Annotated in this window: 26 protein-coding genes; 18 read left to right on the top strand and 8 right to left on the bottom strand. The window is 38.4% G+C overall.

What is annotated here, in order from left to right:
* Window positions 1–86 precede the first annotated feature (86 nt).
* The 11 genes from KIV10_RS03680 (at window position 87) to KIV10_RS03630 (ending at window position 11,904) form a co-directional block, all read left to right on the top strand.
* Window positions 87–1,895 carry a hypothetical protein gene (locus KIV10_RS03680; protein WP_214112123.1) on the top strand — a complete coding sequence of 603 codons (1,809 nt, stop codon included), beginning with the start codon at window positions 87–89 and terminating at the stop codon, window positions 1,893–1,895.
* 156 nt (window positions 1,896–2,051) lie between these two features.
* On the top strand, window positions 2,052–2,735 hold the full coding sequence (locus tag KIV10_RS03675) for a DUF4919 domain-containing protein (protein WP_214112122.1): 684 nt from the start codon (window positions 2,052–2,054) through the stop codon (window positions 2,733–2,735).
* Between the two features lie 292 nt (window positions 2,736–3,027).
* Window positions 3,028–4,071: a ferrochelatase gene (gene hemH, locus KIV10_RS03670; protein ID WP_214112121.1), complete on the top strand. Its 1,044-nt coding sequence runs from the start codon at window positions 3,028–3,030 to the stop codon at window positions 4,069–4,071.
* Window positions 4,072–4,108: 37 nt separating this feature from the next.
* Window positions 4,109–5,452, top strand: coding sequence for an MATE family efflux transporter (locus KIV10_RS03665; RefSeq protein WP_214112120.1), 1,344 nt, complete (start codon window positions 4,109–4,111; stop codon window positions 5,450–5,452).
* Window positions 5,453–5,550: 98 nt separating this feature from the next.
* Entirely contained in the window at window positions 5,551–5,841 is a 291-nt protein-coding gene (locus KIV10_RS03660) for a hypothetical protein (protein ID WP_214112119.1), read from the top strand.
* Window positions 5,831–6,121 carry a type II toxin-antitoxin system RelE/ParE family toxin gene (locus tag KIV10_RS03655; protein ID WP_214112118.1) on the top strand — a complete coding sequence of 97 codons (291 nt, stop codon included), beginning with the start codon at window positions 5,831–5,833 and terminating at the stop codon, window positions 6,119–6,121. Before KIV10_RS03660 ends, KIV10_RS03655 begins: the two co-directional genes overlap by 11 nt.
* A gap of 15 nt (window positions 6,122–6,136) precedes the next feature.
* Window positions 6,137–6,679, top strand: coding sequence for a CopD family protein (locus KIV10_RS03650; protein WP_214112117.1), 543 nt, complete (start codon window positions 6,137–6,139; stop codon window positions 6,677–6,679).
* 77 nt (window positions 6,680–6,756) lie between these two features.
* Window positions 6,757–8,214: a sensor histidine kinase gene (locus KIV10_RS03645; RefSeq protein WP_214112116.1), complete on the top strand. Its 1,458-nt coding sequence runs from the start codon at window positions 6,757–6,759 to the stop codon at window positions 8,212–8,214.
* A 122-nt stretch (window positions 8,215–8,336) separates the two neighbouring features.
* Window positions 8,337–9,119 carry an enoyl-CoA hydratase/isomerase family protein gene (locus KIV10_RS03640; protein ID WP_214112115.1) on the top strand — a complete coding sequence of 261 codons (783 nt, stop codon included), beginning with the start codon at window positions 8,337–8,339 and terminating at the stop codon, window positions 9,117–9,119.
* Window positions 9,120–9,179: 60 nt separating this feature from the next.
* Window positions 9,180–10,757 carry a hypothetical protein gene (locus tag KIV10_RS03635; RefSeq protein WP_214112114.1) on the top strand — a complete coding sequence of 526 codons (1,578 nt, stop codon included), beginning with the start codon at window positions 9,180–9,182 and terminating at the stop codon, window positions 10,755–10,757.
* Window positions 10,758–10,833: 76 nt separating this feature from the next.
* Window positions 10,834–11,904 carry a PA0069 family radical SAM protein gene (locus KIV10_RS03630; RefSeq protein WP_214112113.1) on the top strand — a complete coding sequence of 357 codons (1,071 nt, stop codon included), beginning with the start codon at window positions 10,834–10,836 and terminating at the stop codon, window positions 11,902–11,904.
* A gap of 88 nt (window positions 11,905–11,992) precedes the next feature.
* On the opposite strand, the gene KIV10_RS03625 is transcribed toward KIV10_RS03630, so the two are convergent.
* The 4 genes from KIV10_RS03625 to KIV10_RS03610 all read right to left on the bottom strand — a co-directional run bounded on the left by KIV10_RS03625 (window position 11,993) and on the right by KIV10_RS03610 (window position 14,152).
* Window positions 11,993–12,655: an HD domain-containing protein gene (locus tag KIV10_RS03625; protein WP_214112112.1), complete on the bottom strand. Its 663-nt coding sequence runs from the start codon at window positions 12,653–12,655 to the stop codon at window positions 11,993–11,995.
* Entirely contained in the window at window positions 12,655–13,398 is a 744-nt protein-coding gene (locus tag KIV10_RS03620) for a lysophospholipid acyltransferase family protein (protein ID WP_214112111.1), read from the bottom strand. The genes KIV10_RS03625 and KIV10_RS03620 overlap by 1 nt, the downstream gene beginning before the upstream one ends.
* A 72-nt stretch (window positions 13,399–13,470) precedes the next feature.
* Complete coding sequence (locus KIV10_RS03615) at window positions 13,471–13,722, bottom strand: hypothetical protein (RefSeq protein ID WP_214112110.1); 252 nt, start codon at window positions 13,720–13,722, stop codon at window positions 13,471–13,473.
* 19 nt (window positions 13,723–13,741) lie between these two features.
* Window positions 13,742–14,152 carry a BrxA/BrxB family bacilliredoxin gene (locus tag KIV10_RS03610; protein ID WP_214112109.1) on the bottom strand — a complete coding sequence of 137 codons (411 nt, stop codon included), beginning with the start codon at window positions 14,150–14,152 and terminating at the stop codon, window positions 13,742–13,744.
* A 184-nt stretch (window positions 14,153–14,336) separates the two neighbouring features.
* Between KIV10_RS03610 and KIV10_RS03605 the strand changes: the two genes are divergently transcribed.
* The 4 genes from KIV10_RS03605 (at window position 14,337) to KIV10_RS03590 (ending at window position 18,872) form a co-directional block, all read left to right on the top strand.
* Window positions 14,337–15,065: a molecular chaperone DjiA gene (locus tag KIV10_RS03605; RefSeq protein WP_214112108.1), complete on the top strand. Its 729-nt coding sequence runs from the start codon at window positions 14,337–14,339 to the stop codon at window positions 15,063–15,065.
* Window positions 15,066–15,173: 108 nt separating this feature from the next.
* Complete coding sequence (locus KIV10_RS03600; protein ID WP_214112107.1) at window positions 15,174–15,410, top strand: hypothetical protein; 237 nt, start codon at window positions 15,174–15,176, stop codon at window positions 15,408–15,410.
* 10 nt (window positions 15,411–15,420) lie between these two features.
* The gene (locus KIV10_RS03595; RefSeq protein WP_214112106.1) at window positions 15,421–16,206 is read left to right on the top strand and encodes a GLPGLI family protein; all 786 of its coding nucleotides are present in this window, start codon (window positions 15,421–15,423) and stop codon (window positions 16,204–16,206) included.
* Window positions 16,191–18,872 carry a carboxypeptidase-like regulatory domain-containing protein gene (locus tag KIV10_RS03590; RefSeq protein ID WP_214112105.1) on the top strand — a complete coding sequence of 894 codons (2,682 nt, stop codon included), beginning with the start codon at window positions 16,191–16,193 and terminating at the stop codon, window positions 18,870–18,872. The genes KIV10_RS03595 and KIV10_RS03590 overlap by 16 nt, the downstream gene beginning before the upstream one ends.
* 52 nt (window positions 18,873–18,924) lie before the next feature.
* On the opposite strand, the gene KIV10_RS03585 is transcribed toward KIV10_RS03590, so the two are convergent.
* Both KIV10_RS03585 and KIV10_RS03580 read right to left on the bottom strand, forming a co-directional pair.
* A complete protein-coding gene (locus tag KIV10_RS03585; RefSeq protein ID WP_214112104.1) occupies window positions 18,925–19,392 on the bottom strand; it encodes a thioredoxin family protein in 468 nt (155 codons plus the stop codon).
* 12 nt (window positions 19,393–19,404) lie between these two features.
* Window positions 19,405–21,759, bottom strand: coding sequence for a TonB-dependent receptor (locus KIV10_RS03580; RefSeq protein WP_214112103.1), 2,355 nt, complete (start codon window positions 21,757–21,759; stop codon window positions 19,405–19,407).
* A 100-nt stretch (window positions 21,760–21,859) separates the two neighbouring features.
* Between KIV10_RS03580 and KIV10_RS03575 the strand changes: the two genes are divergently transcribed.
* The 3 genes from KIV10_RS03575 to KIV10_RS03565 are packed head-to-tail and all read left to right on the top strand — an operon-like array spanning window position 21,860 to window position 23,819.
* Window positions 21,860–22,513 (top strand): metal-dependent transcriptional regulator, encoded by a 654-nt coding sequence (locus KIV10_RS03575; RefSeq protein ID WP_214112154.1) that lies wholly within the window; start codon window positions 21,860–21,862, stop codon window positions 22,511–22,513.
* A gap of 1 nt (window position 22,514) precedes the next feature.
* Window positions 22,515–23,336: a ZIP family metal transporter gene (locus KIV10_RS03570; protein ID WP_214112102.1), complete on the top strand. Its 822-nt coding sequence runs from the start codon at window positions 22,515–22,517 to the stop codon at window positions 23,334–23,336.
* Window positions 23,337–23,396: 60 nt separating this feature from the next.
* Window positions 23,397–23,819, top strand: coding sequence for a hypothetical protein (locus KIV10_RS03565; RefSeq protein WP_214112101.1), 423 nt, complete (start codon window positions 23,397–23,399; stop codon window positions 23,817–23,819).
* Here the strand turns inward: KIV10_RS03565 and KIV10_RS03560 are convergent.
* Entirely contained in the window at window positions 23,816–23,974 is a 159-nt protein-coding gene (locus tag KIV10_RS03560; protein WP_214112100.1) for an ATP synthase subunit B family protein, read from the bottom strand. The two genes, KIV10_RS03565 and KIV10_RS03560, sit on opposite strands and share 4 nt — an antisense overlap.
* Window positions 23,975–23,992: 18 nt before the next feature.
* The gene (gene feoB, locus KIV10_RS03555) at window positions 23,993–26,092 is read right to left on the bottom strand and encodes a ferrous iron transport protein B (protein ID WP_214112099.1); all 2,100 of its coding nucleotides are present in this window, start codon (window positions 26,090–26,092) and stop codon (window positions 23,993–23,995) included.
* Between the last annotated feature and the right edge of the window lie 2 nt (window positions 26,093–26,094).

The following is a 26,094-nucleotide window of genomic DNA, read 5'->3' as shown; positions in this document are numbered from 1 at the left end:
TGTTCATATAAAACAAAATGTAGCATACCATTCCTACAAAAAAAACAAACAAAATTTAGATTTTTTGACCTTTTAATAAACGAAAAATGAAACCAAAAAAGGTCAACCTATTTCAGTATAATACAAATCACCTCTTCCCTAAAATTGCTAAATTAAAAATACCATATTCGGAAAATGACGAAACATATATTCCTGTTTTAATATCTTTATTTGGAGCTAAATCAATAGAAGATATTCAAAATCAAATTTTTGTTGAACTATATCCTATTTTAAAAAAAAGGGGAATCAAAATAGTAGCAGGTTTAGGAAATACAGTTTTAAAATATTTTGGTAGTAACCTTAAAGATTTATTGTCAGAAACAGGAACATCAAGCGAAAGCCTAACAGATTACAGAAAAATTCTTATTTGTATTGATGATATAGACAGAAAGAGTTCAGAACTTGACTTAAAAGAAGTTTTCGGTTTTGTAAACAATCTTGTAGAAAACCTCAGTGCAAAAATTTTACTAATTGCAAACGAAGATGAACTCAGAAAAGAAATAAATACTGACGATATTGATAATTATTCACTTTTGAGAGAAAAAGTAATTGGCATATCAATAAACTTTAACTCCAATGTTTCACTAACCTTTGATAGAATTATTGAATCAAAATACAAAGCTGAAAACAAATCATATTTTGACTTTTTGAGTGAGCATAAAAAAACTATAGTCAATCAAATTTCGCTTAATAAAGACAATCTTAGAAATCTATTGTTTTTCTTAGAACATTTTAAAATAATCTTTAAAGAAACATCTGCCTATCTTTCTTCAGAGAGTAAATTCGACAGTATAAAAAAAGATATACTCGAAACAATTTTGAACTTCACATTGCCGATATCAATTGAGTACAAATTAGGTAAATTAAACACTTCAAATTTTTCTGAAATAATAGAAATTTATCAAGGTTTTTTATTTAATCTATCAAGATTTCTTGGAGATTCCAATAAAAAAAAAGAGCCTAAAACCTACCCTGAATTATTTAAAGAAAAATATTTACCAGACGACAACATCCAAAGAAAGTATTTTGATTCTATTTTCAATTACATAATTGGGAAAACTTCTTTTAAAATTGAGCTATTATCAAATGAGTTAAATTTAATTTACAAGTTTGAGGATAACACGATTCCAGAACGAGAGAAGTTGATTTCTAAATTAAACTATTGGGGTTGCGTTGATTTAAAACATTCAGAATATCGTTCGATTACATCTTCAATTTTAAAATATGTAGATAAAGGAGAGTTTTCCTTAGAACAATATCCAACCGTTTTTCATTACGTAACAAGATTTAACAATTTGCTTGGTTACAATATTGAAAACCTAAAAAAAAGATTTAAAAAAGGAATACATGCGGGTAAGGATGATTACAAATACGAGAGAAATATTCATTTTCGACTATCAGTTGATAGAACAAGTGAATTTTATGATGACCTGAAAGAAATTGTTGAATATTGTCTAAAAATAAATAAAGGAATTAAAGAGCATCAAGAATTAAAAGAACTAACTGACATTTTTAATTTATTTTCATCTGATTTTAATTCTTTCTTAGAAAAAGTTGAGGAGATGAATAATGAGTTTATGTTCACACCTTATTTTACTAAATTTGACTTCAGTAAAACGTGGAGAATAATTAAAAAACTGGATAATTCACAAATCATAAATCTTGCTTTCTATTTTGAAAGTAGATATCAAAGGAATATTTATGAAAAGATTTTCCCTGAAAAAATATTCTTAGAAAACTTGAACAAAAAAATTGAGGATTCAATTTCGAATAAAAACACAGAAAAATTGAAAAAAGTAGCTTTAAAATTTTTAGATGAAAAAATAATTGATTCAATTAAAAATTTCCCAGAATAAAGTAAGAATGCCAACAATGTATAAGCGTAATGCGAGCGAAAGTGTTAAACTTAAACGAATTGAATATTTACAAACATATCGCTAAACCGAAAGTAAAGTGCTTCTAACCCCGAACTACGCTTATACGTGACCGTTTTACACCATTAAAAAACTATAATGAAAAAAATAATTTTAGCATCACTCATCTTAATTAGCTTCTTTTCTTATTCCCAAGATTGGGATTTTGAAAAACCTGATTACCAAAAAATTGAAAAAAATATTAAAAAGAAAAACTCCAATCTCTTCTACGAATCTTTGATGGAAAGGTTTCAGAACGCAGACTCAACAATGACTTTAGAGGAAAAAAGACACTTGTATTACGGTTATACATTTGATGAAAAATACTCACCGTATTCACGTTCTGAGTATGGTGATAGTTTAAGAGCTGTTTTGCAAAAAGAAAAGTTAGACAGCGTAGATTTAAAGAAAGTAGTCGATTTTACAAATAAAATGCTTGTTGACAACCCTTTTGACTTAAATGCAATTAATTATCAATTATATTCCTTGGAACAACTGGGAGATAAAACAACTTTCAATAAAAAAGTGACCCAATTTAGAACAGTGGTTGATGTTTTAATGAGTTCGGGAAATGGAAAAAGTAAGGAAGACGCATTTTATGTAATTTACACCTCACACGAATATGCTTTACTAAATATTCTTGGATTTGAATTTGGAGGATCCCAAAGTTTAATTGAACATTACGATTACTTGACTCTTGCTGAAAATGAAGCAAATTTAGAAGGGCTGTATTTTGATGTAACCCCTTGTTTGAACTCAATGTCAAAAATGTTTAAAGAATAAAATGCTGCGAAAAAATGGCGCCCAGTAATAGCTTGTTCTCGCATAAATATGAACCACAAAGCGTCTCGCTCTTAATCACATCACGTTATCGATGATTGATTTCTCCTATTACTATAATTGTTCCCCATCAGCTGCACCCAAAATCAGCCCAAAACAAATTGAAATAAAAACTACACCCCGCTTAAAAGCTACCATAATAATTATTGCCAATACCACCATAGTTATAAAAACCCATCATCCTTGAACAATCCCCTTGAAAAGCCTAATTTTGTACCTATAAAAAATTGCCTTTATGAAAGGAGTGCTTCTCGTAAATCTGGGTTCGCCAGATAGTACAGACCCCAAGGATGTAAAAAAATACCTCGATGAATTTTTAATGGACCCGCGGGTAATTGATGTACCCTACTGGCTCCGTGCTTTTTTGGTAAAGGGTATCATTCTAAACACACGCCCAAAGAAATCGGCAGAGGCCTACCAACGCATTTGGTGGAAAGAGGGCTCACCGCTTATTGTGATCTCGGCGCGGCTGCAACAAAAAATTCAGGAAAAAACAACCGTTCCCATTGCACTGGCGATGCGTTATGGGAGTATGACCTTAAAAAAAGGATTACAGGAGCTGGTGGACAAAGGGGTAGATGATGTATTGGTAATCCCGCTGTACCCGCAATTTGCCATGGCAACCACGGAAACCATTGATGTAAAGGTGGATGAGCTTAAAAAAGAATTTTTCCCACAGCTTCAAATCACTTCCCTTCCCGCTTTTTTCCATAAACCGGAGTACATCGAGGTGCTATCAAAAAGTATTTCAGAAAAATTGGAACATGTGGATTACGAGCATTTGCTCTTTAGCTATCACGGCGTTCCGGAACGGCATATCCGCAAAAGCGATATTACCAAAAGCCACTGTAAAATTGATCAATCGTGCTGTGTTACACCTTCTCCCGCACACCAATTCTGCTATCGCCACCAATGTTTGAAAACTACGGATCTCGTAGCGAAAAAATTGAACCTGCAACCGGGAACCTTTTCCACGAGCTTTCAGTCTAGATTGGGTTTTGATCCTTGGTTGCAGCCCTATACAGACCGGACCATTGAAAGAATGGGCCTGAACGGAACCAAGAAAATGGCAATAGTAACGCCTGCTTTCGTAAGCGATTGCTTGGAAACCCTTGAAGAAATAGCCATGGAAGGGGAGGAAATTTTCCACGAGGCGGGTGGAAAGGAATTCACCGTGATTCCCTGCCTAAACGACCGTGATGATTGGGTTGAGGTGCTTACCGGATGGATTGATTCCTGGCGGATTACAGATTTAAAAACCGCCATTGCCACCCACTAACCCCAAAGGGGATATATTGTCCCTCTAAAAAAATTACATGAAGCCAAACCAATCCGCTGCCCTAGGAACAGAATCAATTGGAAACCTTTTGATAAAACAGGCTGTTCCGGCATCTATCGGAATTTTAGTGATGTCGCTCAACATCCTGGTGGACACCATATTTGTTGGTAACTGGATTGGTTCCATTGCCATTGCCGCCATCAATGTGGTCTTGCCGGTTTCATTTTTTATCGCTGCGCTGGGGATGGCTATCGGTATTGGTGGTTCGTCCATCATTTCACGTGCCTTGGGCGCAGAAAACCAAGAGCGTGCGCTTAAGACCTTTGGAAACCAGATTACCCTCACGCTACTGTTGACGGTGCTTATGGTGGGCTTTGGCCTCTATTTTATCGATGAATTGATTCCCGCCTTTGGCGGAAAGGGCGACATTTTTGAACCCGCAAAAGTCTATTACCGCATCGTATTGTATGGCGTGCCGCTATTGGCACTTTGTATGATGGGGAACAACGTGATACGCGCCGAAGGGAAACCGAAATTTGCCATGATTGCGATGATAATCCCTTCTGTGGGAAATCTGCTTTTGGACTATATTCTCATCAATCTTTTGGATATGGGAATGGCGGGCGCGGCTTGGGCCACCACAATTTCGTACGGGTTTTGTTTTCTGTATGTGCTCTATTTTTTCATAAGTGATCATTCTGAACTTAAGATAAGCCTTTCCCATTTTGGGTTGGATATTTCCATTTTAAAAGAAATGTCCGCTCTTGGTTTTGTAACGCTGGCACGGCAAGCGGTAGTGAGCGTTACGTATTTGCTGATGAACAATATTCTCTTCAATCTGGGCGGCGAAGCTTCCGTAGCAGCATACGGAATTATTGGCCGTATGCTGATGTTCGCACTGTTCCCAGTTTTAGGGGTAACCCAGGGTTTTTTACCCATTGCAGGGTTTAATTATGGCGCCCACAAATATCCGCGGGTGCGCGAAAGTGTGAACAAAGCCATTCTGTATGCAGGCGGATTGGGGTTGGTAATTTTTGCGGTGATTATGATTTTCCCGGAAGCCATAATTTCCATATTTACGGATGATGCGGCCATCCTTTCAGAAACGCCACATTATATGCGGTGGGTTTTTGCGGCAACGCCCATTATTGCCATACAGCTGATTGGTTCCGCTTATTTTCAAGCGATAGGGAAAGCTACTCCTGCGTTATTGCTCACATTGACGCGGCAAGGTTTTTTCTTTATTCCGTTGATTTTTATTCTCCCGCATTATTTTGGGGAATTGGGCGTTTGGATTTCCTTTCCGGCGGCAGATGTGCTTTCCACGATTGTAACGGGATATTTTTTAAATAGGGAAATACGGAAGACGCTAACGGAGTAGGTTGATTTTTTCAGTATATTTATTAATCTATCAGTTTAAAAGACTCTCGGAATGATGACCAAAAAATAGTTTTTTTATATGCTGAAAAGATGAAAATTATGAAGAACGAAGATTTAAAAAAAGCCTTACTTGAAGAAATAGAAAATTGCGAAAACAACGACCTATTACTCGAAGCGTTGCTTGTTTTACTTGGCCCATCGCCTTCAAGCCGTACTTATATTGAAGCAAAAGAAGCCGAAGCCAATTACGAAACCCAACATACCTCTATTGTTCCACAAGCGCATTGGGATTTGTTGAAGGAGCAGAGCGAAAAATTGGCAAATGGAGAGATTTCTGCAACCCCTTGGGAAGAATTTGAGGTAGCGCTTAGAAAAAAATATGATCTATAAAATTTTTATTCTTCATATTGCAAAACAGGAATTGGATGAAGCCGTGGGTTTTTACGAATCTAGAAGAAAAGGTTTTGGGAATGAATTTTTGACAGAAGTTAAAACACTTTATAATCATCTTCAAAAAAATCCATTTCTTTTTCGCAAAAATAACCTGGGCTATTATGAAGCTTCCGTAAGCAGATTTCCTTTTTTAATTATTTATGAAGTAAAAGAAAATTCTATTTATATAGCTTCTTCTTTCCACACAAGTAGAAACCCAAAAAATAAACCCAAATAATCCTCTGCCAAAACAATGGATCAATATTATCCCTACATAAAATCACTTCACTTAATATTTATAATCACTTGGTTTGCGGGGCTCTTTTACATTGTGCGTTTGTTTGTATATCAAATTGAAGCCTCCCAAAAACCTTCACCCGAACGGGAAATTATTGGCGATCAACTAAAAATTATGGCTTCCCGACTTTGGAAAATCATCACTTGGCCATCCATGATTTTGGCGCTTTTGTTCGGGATAATCTTGATTGTAAAAGTACCCGCTTGGCTCTCGGAAGACTGGATGCAGGTAAAGTTAGGCTTTGTTGCGCTTCTAATAATCTACCATTTTAAATGCCAACAAATCTTCAACCAACTTCAAAAAAATGAGGTCAACTACACTCCTAATTTTATGCGGCTCTTCAATGAAGCGCCTACGATTATTCTGTTTTCCGTAGTATTTTTGGTTATTCTGAAAGATGGAATTAACTGGATTTATGGTACTGTGGGCATTGTTGTTTTCGCCATTCTTTTAATGATGGGTTTCAAAATCTATAAAAGAATTCGGGAAAGAAAATAATTCTCATTTCAGAAATCTGTTTACAGAATTCAGATGGTTTAATTATTGCTATCTTTCTTTTCCAAAAATTGATGTAAATGTATTTTTACAAAAAATCCCTTCGCACCCGTATTTTCCTATCCATGCTTCTTTTGGTGGTTGGCGCCTCTATCCTGATAGCCATTGTTACCGTTTTTCAATATAAAAAGGAAGCACAGGATTACCATCGCGATAGATTGCTTCGAAAGGAAATTGCCATTAGGGAAAACATCAATTATATTCTAAAGACTACTACATACCCTGTTGAAACACAACAGATTCCTTTGATATTTAAAGATAAAATTTATGAAATCAAGGACATCCACAGTCTTGAAATCTATTTGTACGACCTCGATGGAAATCTTTTAAAATCCTCAAGACCTTCCTTTTTCAGGGATACGGTGACTGCCCAAATTCCCAATCAGGAACTTCAAAAACTTCAGAATTCACCCACAAAAAATTATATTAGGGAATTTGAGGAAGGCGGACAGAAATACCAATCTTCCTACACGTACATCACTGACAGCTATTTTAAACCGCTTGCAATTCTCCATTTGCCCTATATTGAGGATGATGGTTTTATTACAAAGGAACTCACGGAATACCTTTACAGACTTGGCGTTGCGTATTTTTTTATGTTGTTGGCGGCCATCGTGCTGGCCTATTTTCTCTCAAAATACATTACGCGTTCGCTGAAGGAAATAAGTGAAAAATTATCCGAAACCAGATTTGATACCCGCAATAAGAAAATCCATTTGAGCGATACCCCACAGGAAATCGCGGTGTTGGTGAATGCCTATAACGGCATGATAGACGAACTGGAAAATAGTGCGGCGCAATTGGCCGCCAGCGAGCGCGAGACGGCTTGGCGCGAAATGGCCAAACAAGTGGCGCACGAGATTAAAAATCCGTTGACGCCCATGAGGCTTACCGTACAAAGCTTTCAGCGAAAGTTTGACTGCCACGACCCCAATGTGGATGAAAAAGTATCAGAATACACCAATATTTTACTTCAGCAAATTGACACGTTAAGCTCCATTTCCTCAGCTTTTTCAACCTATGCCAAAATGCCCGCACAGCAGGACGAAACCTTGAACGTGGTAAAAATCACCAAGTTGGGCCTCGATATTTTTAATGAGGATTACATTTATTTCTTTTCTGAAGAAGATGAAATCCGCGCGCGCTTTGACCGTACACAGTTGATCCGCGCCGTTACAAATTTGGTAAAGAACAGCATCCAATCCATAGAACAGAAAAATACAAGGCAACCACGCATTGACGTGACCGTAACTACTGAAAATACGTGGGTTTCCGTTGCCGTAACGGACAATGGCGTAGGCGTACCTCTTGAAAACAGGGAAAGTATTTTTGAACCGCAATTTACCACAAAAACCAGCGGCATGGGCTTGGGCCTTGGAATGGTAAAAAATATTGTGGAAACGTACGGCGGCAAAATAACTTTGGACTCTTCCCCAGAAAAAACCACATTTAAAATTAGCTTTCCCGCAATACTATAAGGTTTTGTATCTTCGTGGCTTGCTTAAGAATTTTGAATTTTGAATTTTGAATTTTGAATTTTGAATTTTGAATTTTGAATCTTGAATCTTGAATCTTGAATCTTTTTATCTAAAACGAAATAATGAATTACACCAACATACTTTCTGAAACTGAAAATGGCATCACAACCCTTACCATAAATAGACCTTCAAAATTGAATGCGCTTAACCGTGAGACCATCCAAGAGTTACACGATGCGCTTGCCGTAGCTGAAAATTCATCAAAAACCAAAGTAATAATCATCACCGGAAGCGGCGAAAAGGCTTTTGTTGCCGGCGCCGATATTAGCGAATTCGCCGATTTTTCAGTTGGGGAAGGTGAAAAGTTGGCTGCAAAAGGGCAAGAATTATTGTTCGATTTTGTGGCAAATCTTTCCAAGCCCGTAATCGCTGCCATTAACGGGTTCGCGCTTGGCGGCGGACTGGAACTTGCTATGGCGGCACATTTTCGTATTGCTTCAGAAAATGCAAAAATGGGCCTACCGGAAGTGTCACTGGGAGTAATCCCTGGCTATGGCGGTACACAGCGCCTTCCGCAATTGGTGGGCAAAGGAAGAGCGATGGAAATGATTATGACCGCGGGCATGATAGATGCCAGCCAAGCCTTGCAGTACGGATTGGTAAACCACGTAACCTCTTTGGAGGAATTACTTGAATTCACTGAAAAAATCGCAGGAAAAATCATGAAGAATTCCAGCGTAGCCATTGCTTCGGCTATTTCAGCAATCAATGCCAATTATGAGGATGGCGTAAATGGTTTTGAGACGGAGATAAAAAATTTCGGGGAAAGTTTTGGAACCGAAGATTTTAAAGAAGGTACACAAGCATTTCTTCAAAAACGAAAAGCTGATTTTCCCGGAAAATAAAAATTTTTTATAAGGTTTGGTTTTGTATTTTGCTCCCGTAAAAACAACAACCAATTTATTATGAGAAAATTTTTATACCTATTTATTTTTAGTTGCGCAGTAAGTGCCGGCGCGCAAGAAATTTCAATCAGCACTACCCAGAGTGATGTTTTTAAGGATGATAAAAAGCATACCGGCCTGCTCTTTTCAGAGAGCGATGGCCAAGGTGGCTTTGTAACGGTTCGCAGCTACTTCGGTGGATTGCTTAGGAGTCTAAAAGGGTATTACGTTGAGCATTACGACAAAAACCTGAAGTTGCTCAATGAAACTGAAATTGAGGTTGACAACAACCGCATAAAAGGTTTAATGGTGGACAATGGCAAAATCTTTTTGCTGGAATCGGTTCTCGACAAAAAAGCGGACACCTTTAGCTACAATGTTTGGGAAACTTCCTTTGGCAGTTTCGATTTTCAGAAAAAATCCCTTTTCAGTTTTGATGAAAATGATATCAAGAAATATTTCGGTTTCGTATTTGGCATTTTTGCTTGGGACAACGGCTCAAGCCAATGGGATTCAAGTTCTTCGGGAGAGGTAACGTTTTCAAAAAACAAAAACTTCTTCTGCGTAAACTTCGATATAAAGGACAAGGACAACCAGACCCAGCGACTTTTTGTTTACGACAAAAGTTTCAATCTTGTTTTTCAGAAAGAATTTTTGCGCGATGTAAAAGATAGACAGTTTGATTATGAAAATATAGATGTGGATGACGCCAATGGAAATTTATTTCTTTTGGGTAAAGTCTATGAAAACAATAGTATCCAAACTAAAAAGAAGGGCAAGGCGAATTACCATTTCGAACTCTATAAAATTACTCCAACAGACCAGATAAGCACCAGTTTTCAGACTGAAGAAAATTTTGTAGGCTCCCTATTTACGGTGTATGGTGATAAAGCGCTTAGCTGCGCCGGATTTTATTCCGAAAGAAATGACCACCGTTATAAAGGTGTTTGCCGCTTTAACTTGGATCCTGAAACCCTTGCTATCACAAATACGGTCTACTCTCCATTTTCTGAGAAATTTATGAAGGACAAATATGGAAAAGTGAAAGACAAGGAACTGCGAAATTTAAAATTGCGCAAGGCAATTTTGACTGAAAATGAGGATTTGGTGCTTAACGCTGAGGAATATTATATCACCGTTCAGCAAAATATGGCTCCCGGAGCGGGCATGACCACCACAACTGTATACCATTTTGATGATATCGTTTCCGTGAAAATGGATAAAGACGGAAAATTGCTTTGGGCCAGGAATATCAATAAACGTCAGGCCAGTGCTGGGATTTCCCTTGAATATCTTTCATTCTCCTCAACTGCCGTGGGAGATGATACCTACATTTATATTAACTGCTCCGATAAAATAAGAAAAATCAGCAACGACAGATTGGAATTTAAACAGGGAGGCACCAAAAATTTAAATCTTTATGCCATTAAAATAAATTCCGTTGGTGAGTACAGCTTCCAAAGTGTTGTGGACAATGAGGATACCGAAGTACCCTATTTTGTAAAAGAAGGTATTATTACTGATGCTGCCGGAAAGAATATGGTATTTATTGGCAGAAGAAAAAGTAAGAAACAATTTCTGAAAACGATAATCAACTAAGGATTATTTCCATAATGTTGGAATAATTCCAAATAATAATTAACTTTGGGGACATCCAATTTCTCAAAGTTTTTTTATGCCAGAAAATTTTCTAAAAGGCCGCGGCGCCCAAAAGAATGTGCACAACCGTTTCTTCGAGAACAGTCACGAAGCGCTGGACGACTTTTTGAATTATTGCGAAGCGGAAGGCGAGGAAGCAGACACGAACAAGACCAACCATATTGAAGTTTTCCCTAAAAGTTTTGTAAACAAGGTTGATAGTCCAGATGTGGGAATGGGATTTTCCGCCAATCCGTACCAAGGCTGTGAGCACGGTTGCGTGTATTGTTACGCTAGAAACAGTCATGAATATTGGGGCTACGGCGCGGGACTGGATTTCGAGCGGAATATTTTATTTAAAAGAAACGCCCCGCAACTTTTGGAAGAGAAAATCACCTCAAAGAATTGGCAAGGAGACACCATTATTTTTTCAGGGAATACGGATTGTTACCAACCTTTGGAACGCAAACTGGAAATTACAAGAAAATGCCTTGAGGTTATGCTGAAATGGAAACACCCCACGGGCATTATCACCAAAAATTCGTTGATTCTTCGTGACCTTGATATTTTGAAGGAAATGGCAAAACTGAATATTATTTCAGCAAACATTTCAATCACATCCCTTTCCGAAGATACGCGCAGATTGCTGGAGCCACGAACGGCAAGTATCAAACAACGATTGAAAACCGTAGAAACGCTTTCAGCAAATGGAATTCCGGTACGGGTGATGATGGCGCCTATAATTCCTTCGCTTAACAGCCATGAAATTCTTCCGCTGGTAAAAAAAGTGGCGGAACTTGGCGCGGTGGATGTTGGCTACACCATTGTGCGGCTGAATGGGCAAATAGCCGAAATTTTTAAGGATTGGGCGCACAAAACCATTCCCGATAAAGCCGAACGGATTTTAAATCAAATTGCAGAATGCCACGGCGGTAAGTTGAACGATAGCAACTGGGGACGACGCATGAAAGGCGAGGGTACCATAAGCGAACAGGTAAAAAATACCATGGCGATTGCGAAAAACAGATATTTGAAGAACAGGGAAAGAAAACCGCTGGATGTTTCCCACTATCAGCAGCTTAAAAATCCGCAGATGAAGCTATTTTGAGGGACTTAAAATCAATGGGAGTAGGATTCGGGATTACTTGGATTTTAAAAGGTTTTGCAATAGTTTTTAGGTGTAATAGTTCCCATTCTTATTTCACACCATTCCATTCATCATAAAATTGCTGAAGGTATTTTTCCATAAAAAGATGTCGTTCCTCGGCGATTTTTCGGCCTGTTTCCGTATTCATCCTGTCTTTTAAGAGCAATAATTTTTCGTAGAAATGATTGATTGTGGGCGCACCGGAAGCTTTGTATTCCGAAGGGGTCATATTTAGATTTGGCTCAATTTCGGGATCGTACATTTTTCTATTTTTGAAACCGCCATAATTAAAAGCCCGGGCAATACCAATGGCGCCAATGGCATCCAGCCTATCGGCATCCTGTACAACAGCCAATTCTTTTGAATGGAATTTCTGAATTTTATTTCCGCCTTTAAATGAAATATTCTCAATGATTTTAATCACGTGTTCCAAAATTTCAGCTGAAATATTTTCCGAAGAAAGAAAATCCATTGCCTTTTTTGGGCCCACCGTTTCATCGCCGTTATGGAATTTTGAATCTGCAATATCGTGTAGCAGTGCGCCCAGGGATACCACTGTTTTGTCCACCTCTTCAGTTTCTGAAATGAGAAGCGCATTTTTATAGACACGTTCTATGTGAAACCAATCGTGGCCACCTTCGGCATCCTGCAATTCATTTTTTACGAAATCGATGGTTCGCGCTATGATTTCTTCCGAAGAAAATACAGCCATTATCTGTGAATTTTTGAAGTGATGGTTTCTTCCACTTTATCAATAAGCGCTTCAATTTCAAATTCAGAAATTTTTATGGCGGGATGGGCAATCATTTCCAGACGCACGCCCATTTGTACGGGAAACATCCCCCAGCGCTGCAGTTTCCACGAATTATTGATAGTAACGGGAACCACATACCCATCGGGAATTTTTTTGAAAAGCGTTTGCAGTCCACTACGGCGGAAGGGCTTTGGCACTCCGGTTTTGCTGCGGGTTCCCTCGGGAAAGATAACGCCGCTTCTCTTGAATTTTTGAAGGTATTTTGAAAATTTGACCAGCTCAACAATGGCTTGCCGGGGGTTTTTTCGGTCTATAAGTACGGAGCCGCCGTGTTTTAGATTATAGGAAATGGACGGAATCCCCTTGCCCAATTCCACTTTTGAAATAAATTTGGGATGGTACTTTCTGAGGTACCACGTGATGGGCGGAATGTCCCACATGCTTTGGTGGTTTGAGACTATTACCAGCGGGAGGTCGTTCGGAATATTAGTATTGATTTTAACGTGAAATGTTGTCCCCAATACATTAAGGCAGCGCAATAAAACCCAGTTAAGATAATCCACGCTTTTTTTGTGGGCCTCATAGCCAAATGCCCGAAAACAAATGCTCTGGATGGGATGAAAAACGACAATTGTAATACCAAACAGCAAATAAAAAAGTGCCGAAAACGGGTAACTGATGATTTTTAGGAGTACGTTCATTGCGTTCAAAAATAAGAAAACCGCCTTTAAAAAGACGGTTTTCCCTTTTTGTAATTCTGATTTTTTACGCTGTCAGTTACGTGACCTAATTTTCAGTTTGTTACCACGTCTTGCAGCCGACTTATTTTTCAACGTGTTTCGGTCAATATAAATATAATTGTAAATGCAAATGCCCACAACTACCAGCCAAAATGCACGGTATAGCCAAGGATTTATCTCCCTTCCAAATAAATAGGAAACTTTTGAATCCTGATAAAAATTGAAAATAAGAGCGCCAAGCGCCAAAATTCCAACTACAACCGTAATAGGTTTTGTCAATTGCATAAATGGCAACTGTTTTTGCTTAGCAATATTCGTTGTAAGCGTCCTTCAAATTTTCGGCAATCATTTGTGCCGGGCGTCCCTCAATGTGGTGGCGTTCCAGCATATGTACTAATTCGCCATTTTTGAACAATGCCATAGATGGAGAACTGGGAGGAAACGGAACCATTCTGGAACGTGCGGCATCAACGGCTTCACGGTCCACACCGGCAAATACGGTAACCAAATGATCCGGTTTTTTATCATTCATTAAAGACATGCTTGCACCTGGGCGTGCATTGGCTGCGGCGCAACCACAAACGGAATTTACCACAACAAGGGTAGTTCCTTCCTTTTCAAGGGCATTTGCAACATCTTCTTCAGTATATAATTCAGCAAAACCCACTTTTGTTAGGTCTTCGCGCATTGGTTTTACAAGTTCTGGTGGATACATATTTTTTCTTTTAAAGTTTAAAAATAATATTGACCGCAAAGATACAAATTCCAGAAAGGAAAAATCCCAAATTACAAATCACAAATTCCCTGGAATCTCAATATTGATACTTTGGAATTTGCGATTTAAGGTTTGGAATTTTAAATGGTTACCTTTGTGCGCTCTTAAAAGAAAAAATACAGTTATGCTTCGATGGTTATTGGCCGTTCTTGGTTTTGCTCTCTACCGATTTCCGGGTGCGGTTATCGGGTTTTTGATAGGAAGTATCTTCGATAATTTCAGGGTAAAGGGAAGTTTTAAAACTACTATGGGTTCCCGAACCCAAAATGTTACGCCTGCAGATTTTGAATTGAATCTGCTTTCATTAGCTTCCTTAGTGATAAAGGCAGACGGGAACGTAAACCAGACCGAACTGGATTACGTGCGCCAATATTTTGTGCAGGCCTACGGGCGCGAAAGGGCGAATGCCACTTTCAAGGTTTTCAACGAAGTGATAAAGAACAGACAGATTTCTGCCCAGAATATCTGTACTCTTTTACGGCAAAGAACGCGTTACGAAAGCAGATTGCAGATTCTACACTTTTTGTTCAGCATAGCAAATGCAGATGGAAACGTGTCCACGCCAGAGGTAAATGAAATCAACCGCATGGCAGGTTTTCTGGGCGTTTATGCCCGTGATTTTGAAAGTATAAAAGCGATGTTTTTCAAGAATCCGGACAGCGCTTACAAAATTCTGGAGATTGATAGAACCGCAACTGTTTCAGAAATAAAAAGTGCGTACCGTGCCATGGTAAAAAAATACCACCCCGATAAACTGCAGCATATGGACGAAGCCCACCAAAAGGGCGGCGAGGAAAAGTTCAAAAAAGTGCAGGAAGCGTACGAACAACTTCAGAAAGAGCGCGGGTTTTGAAAATAGAACTGAAAAGATTTGTTAAAATTTTGCCGAATATCAAAAAAAAAAAACATATCTTGCAAATGTTCGAACATAACTGATTAATAAATCTTAAATTTCAACATTATGAAAAAATTATTTTTTACATTATCAATCTGTTTATTTTCACTTGGTGCATTTGCCTTTGGCAATAATGACAATCAATCTTTAATTTTATTGGAAAATTCAAAAGTTTTTTCAGAAAACTTTGCTCCAATTAATTGTGTGATAGAAGTGACAACGATCATTACAATAGATCACGGTACATATATAGAAACAATTACCGTTGTAACTTATGAGCCCTGCCCCATTTCTGCGGGATAAATGATGCTTTATGAAATATTTCTTTCTTTTTTTCCTTTCAATATCATTCTGTTATTCACAAACTGGTAAAATTACATATTCATCAAATTTGAATTTCAATGGCTATGAACCCATAGAAAAAACTAGCTTTCTATATTTCAATAATGGCAAATCATATTATCAAAATGAAATAGATAAAATTAATAGAACTGGAAAAGATGAAAACATCAATAAAGATGACGAAAATAAGAAGACTACTAATATAAAAATTAGGTTGGGTAGTGATTCTATCGGTAATGTATATTTTTCCAATTTGCAAAGTAATAAATTGGTCTGCAGAGAGGCTCTTTATGATGATAGAAATTTAAACTACTACATTTACGAGGATATTGTTAAAATAGAATGGGAACTCCATGCTGAATTTAAAGAAATTTCTACGTACAAGTGTCAAAAAGCTACTGCCAAATTTAGAGGAAGAAATTATGTGGCTTGGTTTACAACTGAAATCCCTTTATCATTTGGCCCCTATAAATTTCGCGGATTGCCGGGATTGATTTTAGAAATTTACGATCAAACCGGAGAGGTTTATTTTAGCGCAGAACGTATAGAAATTCCATATACTCAAGCTAATCAAAAAGTTCAAAATCCTAAGGTCGGAACTGTAATAAGCTATCAAGAATTTGTAGAAAAAGGCACTAGTAATATAAACAAAATCACACAAGCTATTCTCGCTCGTTCACCAGAAGGCACTAAACTTGTTTCAACCGATATCAAGAAAAACGGTATTGAACTTGAATATCCATGGGAAAAAGAATAAAGAGATATTTCATATTATTATCAAATTGCCTGATACTTTCGCTATCGGGCAATTTTGCTTATTCCCAAAGCGTCATTTCCGGAACCGTAAAGGATACATTGCAGAACCCCATACCTTATGTAAATGTTTTATTGAAGGCTGAAAACCAAGATGGAATAATCGCCTTTTCCACGACCACAGAAAATGGAACCTACAAAATCCTTACAGATAAAGAAGGTAATTTCGAACTTACCTTTAGCTCAATCTCATTTAAAAAAAACATCCAATCCATCTTTTTGGAAAAAGATAAAGAATATAAAATTGATGCCAATCTAAAAGAAGAAACTTTTGCGCTTGATGAAGTAATTGTAAACACAGACAAGGCAATAACCGTAAAAAAGGATTCCATCATCTTTAAGGCAGATGCCTTTAAAAGTGGGAACGAAGAAACCGTTGAAGATCTATTAAAAAATATTCCGGGAATTAATGTGGAGAGTGATGGGAAAATTAAAATAGGAGGGAAAGAAGTAGAAAAAGTGATGGTTGAAGGAGATGATCTTTTTGCAAAAGGCTATAAAATGCTTACCAAGAATCTCGATGCATCCGTTATAAATAAAGTAGAGGTTTATAACCGTTACTCTAATAATCGTTTGTTAAAAGGCATTGAAGAAAGTGAGCGAGTAGCCCTAAATCTTACTTTAAAAAACAATGTGAAAAACAAAATATTTGGAGTACTTAAACCAGGCTATGGACTTGCATCTGAAAATAGGTATGATGCCAGTGCAAATATTATTTCGTTTCGGGAAAAAAATAAATTTTATGGTTTTACTAATTTTAATAACGTAGGGATAGAAACAACAGCTGCCCTTTCTGAGATGACGGATTCTGGTTCGGAAACTAATTTTGAAAGTATGGAAAGTGAACAAGGCGCAATTTCATTTATAAAACTTATCAATTACAAACCCGATGTTGGCGATGAGCGCACCAATTTCAATAATGCCGAAATGGCTTCTCTCAATAATATTTACTCTTTTAGCCCAAGATTGAAGCTAAAGACAATTGGTTTTTTGGATTGGGACGAGAATAAGTTTTTCAGAAATTCACTGGACACTTATTTTCTGCCCACTGGAACTTTTACCACCATAGAGGATTATGATCTATATGGAAGGACTTTTTCCGGCTTCGCCAATGCAGAATTAACCTTTGATATTTCAAAAGACCAAATATTTGAATACTCCGGAAAATTCAATGGAAGCAGTATGGAAACAAATACCTCGCTTTTGTTCAACAATGATTTTTCAAAAGAATTTCTGGAAGAAAGTCCATTTTCGACCAATCAAACTTTTAAATACACCAATAGACTTAGACCCAACCGCGCCCTGTCAATTAACGGGTATTACATCCATTCAAAAAATCCGCAAAAATATAAGAGCAGCCGTTTTTTATTTGTGGATTTATTTGAAAGCAATGGCGGCAATAATGGCGTGCATCAGTTAAGCATGCACAAAATGAATGTTGCTGGCGTGGATGCCAGCCTATTCAACAAGCGGAAGAACGGTGATTTGCTTCAAGCAAAAGTTGGCACAAATTTTTTCAACAACAATTACACTTCAAATTTTACAATAGAGGGTCTGGACGAAAGGCCTGCGGGATTCCAGAATAGCTCAATATTCAATCAATTCAATGTTTATTTTGAGCCTTCTTACAAACTTAAGCTGGGAGCATTTGCGTTTACGGGAAATATTAACTTTACGCAAAACATCACCACGTTAGACTCCAAAAACGTAATTTTAAAAAAATCACCTTTTTTTATAAATCCGAAAATTACTCTAGATTGGGAACTAAACAAAAAGAATCGAATTACCTCATTTTTTAAACACGAAAACAAAATGCCATCTACTGAAAGTGTTCAGGATGGTTTTGTTCTTACACAGTACAATACATTTTCAAAAGGCTTGCAACAAATAGACCCTTTGGATAACAGTACTTTTTTTGTAAACTACATGTTGGGCACCATCTTAAGTACATTTTACGCAAACACCTCTTTTATATATATTAAAAATGACGAATATCTTGGGTTAAAATCTGAATTTACGCGTGACTATATTTTAAATGAACTAACAAGGTTAAAAGACAAAGAATTTGCAAATATCCAGACAGAACTAAACATATTCATCAAATCATTGGCCTCAAACGCAAAAGTAAAAATTGGTTATAATGAACAGCGATTTGAAAATATTGTAAATGGAAGTCTTCGCCAAGTGGATGCCTCAACATTAAACTATGGGGGCGAATTGAGATCTGCCTTCGGCAGTCCTATTAATTTTCATATTGGGACTGAATGGTTTCAAAGCAACTACAAAACAAATATTACAGAACAAGAAAATTTAAGGAACAGAACATTTTTGGACATTGTCTATGAGCCTATAAAAAACTTGAACCTATCCCTAAACTCCTCACGCTATTTTTTTTCAGGATTGAATATAGATAATGACGCCTACTACTTTATGGATTTCGAAGGAAGCTATCCTCTTATAAAAAATACTGTTTCTTTGGCAGTGATGGGAAAAAACTTGTTGAATACGAGGACTTTAAGAAATCTGATGGTCGATGATACGGGAGTTTTTCAATCAGAATATCGGCTTTTGCCAAGGTTCTTCATATTGAAGGCAAAAGTTCGCTTTTAAATTTTAATCATTATGTGAAAATCTTCAGAAAGAGCGCGGGTTTTAAAAATTTTTATAAAATTTGAAGCAACTTTTCGGAAGATAGATATTCAAAAAATCTTTGTTTTATTTTGAAGTTGGCATCAAGAATTATAGTTGCCGGCAGTACAAATGGTTGGTCTTCACGGGATGCCAATAACAATGGAATTTGGTGGATTCCGTTTCGTTTTTTGAGAGCTTCCGTATTTATAAATTCTACACCATCAAAAACTATTTTTTCCACACTTTCCGCATCCATTTCAACTGCGTAATATTCTTCATTCATTTTTTTGATAATTTTTTTATTTGTAAAAACCTCACGCTGCATTTTTTTGCAATAGACGCACCACTTTGTGTGGAAAAAAAGCAATACCGGTTTTGGCTTTTCCCGTAGCGCGCTTTCAAGTTCATTCCAAGATTTCCATTGTATTTTAATAGTTTCCTGTGAAAAACAGTTCATTGAAATGGTGATGAATAGTATGGTAGAGAAGAATATTTTCATAAAAATTTCAAATTAAAAATCGCCAATTTTCAATCCCAAAAATAGGGTTCTCGGTTTATTGGGACCATAAACATAATCTGAATCCCGGTGCGGCCCGCGATCAAAATCGCTTTGATAACTGTTCAAAACATTTTGTACACCACCACTTATTTCCACGTGAAAATTTTCTGATGGGTCAAAATGGTAAGTAACTTTTGAAGTGAGATCAAAAAATGTTTGTGATCTTTCCAATACCACAAACCCGTTTTCGCCTACCACGTGCGGCACGTCCATGGGTCCTGTAAGGCTGCCCGTAAAATCCAGCTTCAGCGCATCTGTAACCGTCCAATTGGTATTGATGAAACCGTAGGTATTTGGCGCGCGCGGAAATTGTTTTAGAAAAACATTTTCTTCATCGGGAAAATTGCCGCTTGATTCAAAAATCAACTGCGGCTCGTTATATTGGGATTTCTGTAATGTTATCCCTGCCTGAAAATACAATTGGGACGAAGGGGAAACGGAACCTTCAATATTCACTCCGGTTACTGTAGCGCCGGCGCCGTTTCGCGTTTCTTCCAAAAGACTTCCGCTGGGCAGCGAATTGCCGGTGCTCACAATGGTAAATGGATTTTGAAGGACTGTGTGAAATCCTTCCAATAAAAAATTGGTTTGAACCTTTTTAAAACTTCGCGTAAAGTTAAAGCTGGCCGTGTAAGCGTTTGAAAATTCACTTTCCAAATTTTCTGAAAGTATTACAAAACGTTGCTCCCCGCCTACTGATGATATGTGTAGATCCTCGTTAAAAGCCTGCGGTGCCCGAAACCCGCGGGCATAACCTCCCCGAAATTGAAGGGCATCCGTTACGCTATAAAGCAATGTCAACCGCGGACTCAATACGGTTTGTGAAACCTGGGATGCCCTTGAAATTGTTTGAATTTCATAAAAACCATCTACTTGGACGTGATCCAATCTCGCCCCAGCTAGCGCGGTGAATTTTTCAACGGGCTTCCACTCATATTGAGCATACAGTCCAAAATTATTCACTCGCTGATCGATGGTGCGATTGTAGCCGGGAATGGCATCTTCGGTATCATTAAGTTGATACTCCGTTCCTGTGGTTATAACATCTTCATTTTTAAAATTATGCGAATATTTCACGCCAGCCACCAGAGCAAGATCTTTTGTATTCCCAAAAGCATTATTCGCTGAAATACTATCAGCACGTGTCCTTCCGCCACCCAAACCTCCATAATAACTATCCCTGTTAGTATGTTGCACTGAAATATAGGCTGAGGCATTATTTTTTCGGCTGTCATCAAAAAATTCATAATCAATTCCCGAGAAAATAGTGCGATGATCCAATTCTTCGGTGATATCTGTAAATTGTGGCTCCAAAGAAAGGCGATCACCCCCTCTTCGATATTCATTTATAAAACTAAAATCTGCTCCAATGCGGCTATTATCATTGGGACGGTAAAAGGCTTTTGCCCCCACTGATTTATTGTTCAGCATTGTAATTTCAGAAAAGCCATCATTATTGGCATCAAACGCTTCCCGATCCCTAAAAATCCCGTAAAATGTTGTTCCAGCACTCAGACTTTCATTCACAAAGGATGCATTTGCAGTAATATTTCGGTCCAGTGCTGTTCCGTCTATATATCCAAAATTTGAAGCTATATCCCACGTATTAATTACTGGCTCCTTGGTTATCACATTAATAGTTCCCGCAATGGCATTTGAGCCAAACAAAGCGGAACCGCCGCTGCGTACCACCTCGACCCTATCAATAATGCTCGCGGGAATTTGCTCCAGACCATACACCCCATTTAATGCGCTAAAAATCGGCCTGCTGTTGACTAAAATCTGCGTGTATTGACCTTCCAATCCATTGAGACGTACCTGCGTAAAACCACAATTTTGGCAATTGGTTTCCGTGCGCACGCCAGGCTGATAATTTAATCCTTCCGCTAGCGTGAGGGATTGGGTGGCGTTAAGCATTTTGGAGCTGAGGACATTTACAATTACGGGCGCCTCCTTTTTTGTTATTCGGTTTCTGGTAGCGCTGACCACGACTTGCTCTAGGCCCAGCGCATCTTCAGTTAAAAGAAAATTCAACTTCCTTATTTCCCCGGCTGCAATGTTTATCGTTTTATTTTGGGAGGCATATCCCTGCGATTGGACAACAATGGTCATTGAGCCTGGCGTAACTTTTAATTGGAAATTTCCATTTTCATCTGCACTCGTACCTTCTGTGCCACCTTTTACAAAAACGCTGGCAAAAGAAATGGGATTTCCGTCTGCTGAAATTGTACCCGAAACAGTTCCCTTTTCATTTTGGGCAGCGGCAAATGTAATTGAAGACAAAAATATATAAAGAATATTCTTCATTGAGCAACTGAAATTAGTTTTGAGTAATAATACTTTTAGGCAAAGCTAAATATTTGTTTTAGTTTAAAAAAATATATATTTGTATAAATTTAAAATTGAAATGACCCTTGCCGAAGAAAATTATTTAAAAGCCATTTTTCATTTAGAATTGGAAACTGAAGGAGAAGTTAGTACCAATGCCATTGCTGAAAGCATGGAAACCAAACCTTCCTCGGTTACGGATATGGTTCAGAAATTGGCTGAAAAGAAGATGTTGGTTTACAAACGTTATAAAGGTGCGCAATTAACCGAATCTGGCCGAAAGATTGCCGCCGGAGTAATACGAAAGCATCGATTGTGGGAGGTTTTCTTGGTCGAAAAATTAAACTTTCACTGGGATGAAGTCCACGAGATTGCGGAACAGTTGGAACACATTCAATCTGAAGAATTGATTTCGCGCTTGGACAAATTTTTGGGAAGCCCAGACTTTGATCCGCACGGCGACCCAATTCCAGACAAGCACGGAGTATTGAAGCGCACCGAGAAAAAATTGCTTTCAGAAATAGAAAAAAATCAAAGCGGCATTTGTGTGGGAGTAAAGGAAAGCAGTCCGGAATTTCTTCAATATTTGGATAAAAAGAAAATCAGCATCGGAACTAAAATCAAGGTTTTGGGCAAGGAATTTTTTGATGGCTCTATGGTGATTCAGGTAAGTGAAGAGCAATTCTTCATTTCAATTAAAATAGCGGAAAACCTGTACGTTCAAACTTTATAAAATGGATAGCATAATCAATTATTTTGAATCTATAGGCCCCGTAAAGGCCGCATTTTATGCCACACTTTTTACTTGGGCGGTGACTGGTTTGGGCGCAGCACTTGTTTTTTTCTTTAAGGAAATGAACAGAAAGATTTTTGACGGCATGCTCGGTTTTACGGGCGGGGTGATGGTGGCGGCAAGTTTTTGGTCGCTTTTGGCCCCAGGAATAGAAATGAGCCCCGGTGAAGGATTTTCAAAAACCGTTCCCGCTATTGTAGGCTTTGGACTGGGAGCACTCTTTATATTTATACTCGATAAAATTTTACCGCATTTGCATATCAATTTCAGGAAAAGCGAAGCCGAAGGCATAAAAACCCCGTGGCATCGCTCTGTGCTTTTGACTTTGGCCATAACAATGCACAACATTCCCGAGGGATTGGCCATTGGAGTATTGTTTGGAGGAGCGGCAATGGGTTTTGAGGGCGCGAGCATTGCCGGTGCCGTTGCGCTTGCCATTGGGATTGGACTTCAAAATTTTCCCGAAGGCTTTGCCGTTGCAATGCCGTTGCGTGGGCAGGGAATGAGCCGATGGAAATCCTTTAACTTTGGGCATTTGTCTGCAGCCGTAGAGCCAATTGCCGCGGTTTTGGGCGCTTGGGCGGTTATGACATTTCAGCCAATTTTGCCCTACGCGCTATGCTTCGCCGCGGGAGCTATGATTTTTGTTGTGGTGGAGGAAGTAGTGCCTGAAAGCCAACGCGGTAACAATACTGACATCGCCACGGTAGGATTTATTGGAGGATTTATGTTTATGATGTTTCTGGACGTAGGCCTGGGATAACCGCTATCGCTTCCGCAAAACTATTTTAAGTATCTTTATTTATTCCGAAAAAAATTTATAATGAAATATATACTTATTCTTTCGATTTTGGTTCTAGCAAGTTGCTCTTCGGGGCAAAAGAAAATGGCGGAAACCATTAAATTTCCACTAGAGCTTTCGCTGAAGCAGACTGTTACTATGGATGGTACAAGTATCACTTTCAATGAAGTAACTGAGGATTCCCGCTGTCCAACCAATGTACAGTGCGTGTGGGCGGGACGAGCAAAAGTTTCAGTAACCATTGCTGAAAGTGGAAAGGCACCGGTTGAGAAAAAAATCATTTTAGGGGAAACCCGCGAAGGTGAAAATGATACGAAGATGGTTCTAAAGACAGGTGAATATATTTTACAAGCTTCAGAATTAAAACCATACCCAAAGGACAGCAATAATGAAATCTCAGGTTACGTGCTCGAAATTACAAAGGAAGATGCTTCAGAAAATTAATGGCAACCGCAGTCTTTTTTCCCACATTTGGTTTTTCCGCCGTCTAAGGTACTGCTCGCATTTTGGCGTCCTTCAAAAATGGGATTCCATATAAATTTTTTAAGCAAAAAGCCTGCGGCAATAATAAATGTGATTAAGACTAAAAGGGTCTGCATAGTACTAAGATAGTTATTTTACTTCAAAAATTGAAATGCCGCAAGCGCCACAACATAAGCAATTGCGCTCATTACCACCAATTGCCACATAGGCCATTTCCAGCTATTGGTTTCACGTTTTACGATGGCGAGTGTGCTCATACACTGCATCGCAAAGGCATAAAACAACAATAGTGAAACGCCGCTGGCAAAATTAAAAAGTGGCGTACCCAAAACGGGATTGACCTCGGCCGCCATTCGGTTTTTTATGGTCTCCTCCTCTTCGCTGCCCACGCTGTAAATAGTTGCGAGGGTACCTACAAATACTTCGCGCGCGGCGAAAGAGCTTACAATGGCAATACCAATTTTCCAATCGTACCCCAAAGGCCGTACCGCGGGCTCAATAGCGTGGCCAATTTTTCCTATATATGAATTTTCGAGTTTATAGGAATCCACGTGCATCGCAATTTCTTCTTCATTTAAATTTTCGGAAGCAAATTGTTGGCGCACGATACTTTCCGCGTCATTGAAACTTCCCGGGCCGTATGATGCCAATACCCAGAGAATTATGGAAATGGCAAGAATTATTTTTCCCGCGCCTAGCACAAAAGCTTTGGTTTTTTCAACTACGGTAATGAGTACGTTTTTGGGCAACGGAATTTTATAATTGGGCATTTCGACCACAAAAAAACTACGGGAGCGAATCTTTAAAACTTTGTCCAAAATATACGCTGAAAATATAGCCGCACCGAAGCCGAGCAAGTACATAAACATGAGCGTAAGCCCTTGCAAGCTGAAGATTCCCAGTACGCGATCGTCTGGGATTACCAATGCAATTATTATGAGGTAAACAGGTAACCGTGCAGAACAGGTTGTGAAGGGCGTAACCAAAATGGTGATCAACCTTTCTTTCCAATTTTCAATATTACGGGTTGCCATAATTGCTGGAATGGCGCAGGCAGTGCCCGCCACTAATGGAACGACACTTTTTCCGCTTAACCCAAAACGCCGCATAATCCTGTCCATCAAAAAAACTACGCGGCTCATATATCCCGTTTCCTCGAGAATGGAAATAAACAGAAACAGAAATGCAATCTGGGGAATGAAAATAACGATTCCACCGAGGCCGGGAATAATTCCCTCCGCAATTAAATCTGTAAAATCTCCCGGCGGAAGCGTAGTTTTAGTCCATTCGCTTAAAGAAGCGAACGTGGTGTCTATAAAATCCATTGGGTAGCTGCTCCAATCGAAAATAGCTTGAAAAATGAGCAGTAGAATTCCGAAGAAAATTACATAGCCCCAGATTTTATGGGTCAATACACGATCCAGACGACTCCGTAGATCCTTGGCATTTTCTACGTCAATATGAAGTGTTTCCTTTAAAGTCTCGTTTATGAATTGGTATCGCGCTACGGTTTCCTTTTGTTGAAGCCTTTTCAGATTACTGACGGATTCCGTTTTAAATGAAGCGATACCTTTAAATTCCTGCCTATCAAGCTTTCCGAAGTTTACATCTTGTGTAATAACGAGCCAAAGTTTGTAAAGATCTTGCTGCGGAAAGGCTTTGCGCAATCTATCAAAATATTCGGGCGCAATCCGCGAAGCGTTCAAACTTGGCTTGGTTGAAAGAGTAGCATAGTTTTCAATCAAATCCTTCAGGTTGTCAAAACCTTCATTCTTGCGGGAGCTAATTAGTGCAATTTTGGTTTTCAGCTTTTCCTCAAGCAACTGAACATCAAGCGTTATGGCTTTTCGCTTCATTCTATCTGCCATGTTTATGGCGAGGATGGTGGGTATTCCCAAATCTTTAATTTGGGTAAATAGTAATAAATTTCGTTTTAGATTTTCAACATCTGCCACTACCACGGCAACATCGGGAAAATCTTTATCGTTTTTATTCAGTAATAATTCAATAACCACATTTTCATCAACCGAAGAGGCGTTGAGGCTGTATGTTCCGGGCAGATCGAGGATATGTACTTTTCTGCCGCGGCCGTATTTATAGATTCCCTGTTTTTTTTCAACGGTAATTCCAGGATAATTGCCCACTTTTTGGTTAAGCCCCGTGAGCCTGTTGAATACCGAGGTTTTTCCTGTATTTGGGTTTCCAATAAGGGCAACATTTATTTGTTTTGCCATTC

This window comes from Aequorivita echinoideorum (assembly GCF_018476645.1).
GTDB lineage: Bacteria > Bacteroidota > Bacteroidia > Flavobacteriales > Flavobacteriaceae > Aequorivita > Aequorivita echinoideorum.
The sequence above is the reverse complement of the archived record's forward strand: the minus strand, read 5'-3'. Positions and strand labels throughout refer to the sequence as shown.